The 3143-nt window shown below is 52.6% G+C and carries 3 protein-coding genes; all 3 read left to right on the forward strand.

All coding sequences use genetic code 11. From position 1 onward, the window contains the following. The first annotated feature begins 9 nt into the window (after window positions 1–9). The 3 genes from L691_RS0125835 (at window position 10) to modA (ending at window position 2997) form a co-directional block, all read left to right on the forward strand. Window positions 10–1014: an ABC transporter permease gene (locus L691_RS0125835; protein WP_025693094.1), complete on the forward strand. Its 1005-nt coding sequence runs from the start codon at window positions 10–12 to the stop codon at window positions 1012–1014. A 12-nt stretch (window positions 1015–1026) separates the two neighbouring features. Continuing rightward, entirely contained in the window at window positions 1027–1920 is an 894-nt protein-coding gene (gene nikC, locus L691_RS0125840) for a nickel transporter permease (protein ID WP_025693095.1), read from the forward strand. A gap of 300 nt (window positions 1921–2220) precedes the next feature. After that, a complete protein-coding gene (gene modA, locus L691_RS0125845) occupies window positions 2221–2997 on the forward strand; it encodes a molybdate ABC transporter substrate-binding protein (RefSeq protein WP_025693096.1) in 777 nt (258 codons plus the stop codon). Window positions 2998–3143 lie beyond the last annotated feature (146 nt).

A 3143-nucleotide genomic window follows, 5' to 3' on the forward strand; every position in this document is an offset into this window, starting at 1 on the left:
GATCCGTTCTTGAGTTCCTACTTATTAAAACGTGTCATGGTGCTGATTCCCGTCCTGATCGGCATGACGATTATTGTATTTTCCATCATCCATGCCATTCCGGGAGATCCAGCGGAGACCATTCTGGGCCAGAAGGCGACAGAGCAGTCCAAACAGGCGCTGCGGGACCAGCTCGGTCTCGACAAGCCCTGGATTTCGCAATACTTTGATTACATGGGCGATCTGCTGAAAGGCGATCTGGGGACCTCGATTCGCACCAAGACGCCGATTGCCAAAGAAATCATGCCTTACCTGGCGGCAACGCTGGAGCTTACGGCAGCCGCAATGCTGTTCGCGACCTTTGTTGGCGTGAATGCCGGTATTTTAAGCGCCTGGAAACAGAATTCATGGTTCGACTATACCGCGATGATCATCGCGCTGATTGGAGTGTCCATGCCGATATTCTGGCTTGGCCTCATGGAACAACTTGTTTTTGCGTTAAAGCTTCACTGGCTGCCTTCGATCGGGAGGATGGATCAGCGGGACCCGGTGGAGAGCATTACCAATCTGTATGTCATCGACAGCATTTTGGCGGGGCGCTGGGATCAGCTCTGGACCGTCATTAAGCATTTGATTCTCCCGAGCATCGCGCTCGGAACAATTCCGATGGCGATTATCGCCCGGATGACCCGCTCCAGCATGCTGGAGGTTATGAATTCGGACTATATCCGCACGGCCAAAGCCAAAGGACTGTCACAGTTCATCGTCGTGTACAAGCACGCCCTCAAAAATTCGCTCATTCCCGTGCTGACCGTCGTCGGTCTTCAGACGGGCGCGCTGCTCGGCGGAGCAGTGCTGACGGAGACGATCTTCGCCTGGCCGGGCGTGGGACGGTATATATTTGAAGCGATCAGCTCGCGCGATTATCCGGTCATCCAGACCGGAATTCTCATCATCGCTTTCATCTTTGTTGTCATCAATCTGCTTGTGGATCTGCTGTATGCCGCCATCGATCCGCGCATTCAATACAAGTAAGGAGGGACCATTTTGTCACAGGCATCATTGAACATCAATTCGGAAGCCGCTTCTGCCGAAAAGGTCTCCGGCCCTTGGCGCGACGCATGGAAGGCATTCCGCAAAAATAAAACGGCGATGCTCGGGCTCGGCATTATCGTGTTCTTCATTTTGATCGCGCTGCTGGCGCCGTTCATCGCCCCTTATGATTACAAAGAACAGGTGCTGATGGACCGGCTGAAGGCGCCGTCCGCCGCTCACTGGTTCGGTACGGATGACCTCGGCAGAGACATGTTCACCCGCATCATCTACGGCGCGCGCATTTCGCTTTGGGTAGGCTTTTTCTCCGTCATCGGCTCCATTATCGTCGGCACATTGCTCGGCGTGCTCGCTGGCTTTTACGGCAGATGGATCGACATGCTCATCTCGCGTCTGTTCGACATACTGCTTGCGTTTCCCAGCATTCTGCTGGCCATCGCCATCGTGGCGATTCTCGGGCCGTCGCTGCAAAATGCGCTTTACGCCATCGCCATCGTCAATATTCCGACCTACGGGCGGCTTGTGCGCGCGAAGGTGCTCAGCCTGAAGTCGGAGGAGTACATTACGGCGGCGCGGGCCATCGGCATGAAGAACACGCGCATTCTGCTTACGCATATTCTGCCGAACAGTCTGACGCCGATTATCGTGCAGGGGACGCTCGGCATCGCCACCGCAATCATCGAAGCAGCGGCGCTCGGCTTTCTCGGGCTCGGCGCCCAGCCGCCGGAGCCTGAATGGGGCAAGATGCTGTCCGATTCCCGCCAGTTTATCCAAAAGGCGCCCTGGACGGTCGTCTTTCCGGGCCTGTCCATTATGCTGACCGTGCTCGGCTTCAATCTGATGGGGGACGGTCTGCGCGATGTGCTCGATCCCCGGATGAAGAATTAGCCCATTTAAGATCTCTCCAAATACCCTTCAGTTCCGCCGCTTCGGCTTAAACAATGCCGATGCCGGCAGGCTGAAGGGGATTTTTGTCGTCTATGAATTTTTCGAACACCCCGGCCTATTTGGACTTCCTTCTTTTTGTATGTAAGCATTGCTTCCCTTACAGAAACCGAGTTATTTTGACGTTATTTGTTCAAATATAACACGATGATATGAATTATAACAAAATATATGGTAGATTTTGCGATGATATGCTAGAATATCTCCTAATCATATCAATACATACACTGGAGGAATGGGAGAATGTTAAAAAAGCTGGCAATAACGGTAATGGCGGTGGCAGTATTTGCTGCAACACCTCTGGTAACAAGCGGTAAGGCAGAGGCCGCAGGCAAGACGGAAATCATCGTATCCGCGGCGGCGAGCCTGCAGGACAGCCTGGACAAAATTGCTGTTCAATACGAGAAGGCTCATCCTACGATCGATCTGGTCTTTAACTATGCCGCTTCAGGCACGTTGCAGAAGCAAATCGAGCAGGGCGCTCCAGCTGATATTTTCTTCTCGGCGGGCGACAAGCAAATGAAAGCTCTTGTTGATGGCGGACTCATCTCCACAAACAAAGAACTGCTGAAGAATCAACTGGTCGTCGTCGTTCCTGCGAACTCGAAGGCGAAGCTTAATACGATCTCCCTGCTTACGGGTCCTTCCTTCAAGAAAGTGGCCGTTGGTCAACCGGAATCCGTACCGGCTGGACAATATGCACAGCAATCCCTGACTACCAAGAAGCTTTGGGATACACTGCAAAGCAAGCTTGTCTTTGGTAAAGACGTACGCGCGGTGCTCTCCTACGTTGAGACCGGCAACGCGGACGCAGGCTTTGTATACAAAACCGACGCCTTGACCTCCAAGAAGGTGAAGATCGCTCTTACTGTAGGCTCTTTCGCCCACAAACCGATTAACTATCCGATCGGTATCGTAAAAGGAACTAAACATGAGTCAGAAGCCAAAGCATTCTACAGCTACCTCCAAACTAATGCAGCAACCAGCGTATTCAAATCTTACGGGTTTTTGCTCTACTAAAAAATAAAGACTGCGGGTTGAGTATACATGGACATCAATTGGACCGGCTTTATGGCCCCAGTGTGGCTATCGATTAAAATTGCGGTTATCACGAGCGTGATCGTATTCGTCCTGGCGGCTGCAGCCGCCAAGGCGATGGCGAACCG

Origin of the sequence: Paenibacillus zanthoxyli JH29 (assembly GCF_000520715.1) — a bacterium.
Taxonomy (GTDB): domain Bacteria; phylum Bacillota; class Bacilli; order Paenibacillales; family Paenibacillaceae; genus Paenibacillus_AQ; species Paenibacillus_AQ zanthoxyli.

Coding starts and splice junctions, on each gene's coding strand:
- modA (WP_025693096.1), top strand. CDS start 2,221: ATGTTAAAAAAGCTGGCAATAACGGTAATGGCGGTGGCAGTATTTGCT.